Source organism: Mesorhizobium sp. M7A.F.Ca.ET.027.03.2.1, from assembly GCF_003999175.1.
GTDB lineage: Bacteria > Pseudomonadota > Alphaproteobacteria > Rhizobiales > Rhizobiaceae > Mesorhizobium.
Window position 1 is genome coordinate 1 of the sequence record NZ_RZOM01001461.1, and the last position, 1,111, is coordinate 1,111.

Sequence of the window (1,111 nt, forward strand, 5' to 3'; positions counted from 1 at the left end):
GGCGATCGCCGCCAGAAGGTCCGAAAGGAGCTGGACGAAGATGGCGCAACAAAAGGCTGCGGCGGCAAAACGCAAAGGCGCAACGGCGAAGAATGGAAGTGCGGCAAACGATGCCGCGCCGCCCAAGGACCGTCGGCGCGAGCGCGGCGAAGCCAGCGTGCAGCGGATCATCGACGCCACCATCGAGCTCATCGCGGAGGAGGGGCTGGCAAGCGTCACCATGCAGCGCATCGCCGAACATGTCGGCTCGTCCAATGCCCTGGTCGTCTTCCATTTCCGCAGCAAGGAGAACCTGTTTCGCGCCGTCCTGCAGTATCTCAGCGATCGATACGATGAGCTGTGGGTGACGTTGGTGCGGGCGCCCGGCCTGTCGCCGGTTGAGCGGGCTCTGGGCGCGGTCGATTGCGCGCAACGTTTCGCCCGCCAGCACCCGAAATGGGTTTCAGTTTTTGTCGTGTTCTCCAGCGACCGCAAGAGCATGCAGATCTACAACGAAATCGGCCTGCCGAGCGACCTTGCCTACACCGCCGAGGCGCGCGAGCTGCTGATCGAGATTTCGCGCAGTGGCGGTTATACCGGCGTCGACATCGATACGCTGTCGGAGAGCCTGAATTATCTGGTTCATGGCGCCTGGTATTGGGATCATCTCAATCCGTCCAGCCGTGACACCAACGTGCTGCGCAAGACCATGCTGCTCCTGCTGCATCAGGCGTTCCCCCGGCATTTCGAACTGATGCGCTAACTGCTTCAGGGCTGCCGCAGATGGCAGCCGGCCTGCCGCTTCTGCGCCAGATACTCGTCGACAAGCTGGCGGTAGCGCACCCTGCCGAAGCTGGGAAAATGGCCGCCATGCACGACCGAGACATGGAGGTCGCGCATACGCAGCAGCGTGGCGACATAGTCATCGACAACCGAGTGGTAGACATCGTCGATCAGCGGGCCGTCATAGATGATATCGCCGGATAACAGGATGCCCGTCCTGTTTTCGTAGAGCGCGATGCCGCCGGGCGAATGGCCGGGCGTGTGGATCACCTCGAAGGCACGGTCGCCGAGATCGACGACATCGCCCTGGTCGAGCAAACGGCCGGCGGGCGCAGGCAAAATGCCGTAG

At 62.6% G+C, this 1,111-nt stretch carries 2 protein-coding genes; one reads left to right on the top strand and one right to left on the bottom strand.

Annotated elements, in window-relative coordinates; all coding sequences use genetic code 11:
* Window positions 1-742, top strand: a 742-nt coding sequence (locus tag EN750_RS35605; RefSeq protein ID WP_348629645.1) for a TetR/AcrR family transcriptional regulator, incomplete at its 5' end; no start/stop codon positions are given.
* Window positions 743-747: 5 nt separating this feature from the next.
* On the opposite strand, the gene EN750_RS35610 is transcribed toward EN750_RS35605, so the two are convergent.
* On the bottom strand, window positions 748-1,111 hold a 364-nt coding region (locus EN750_RS35610), incomplete at its 5' end, for an MBL fold metallo-hydrolase (RefSeq protein WP_127399365.1).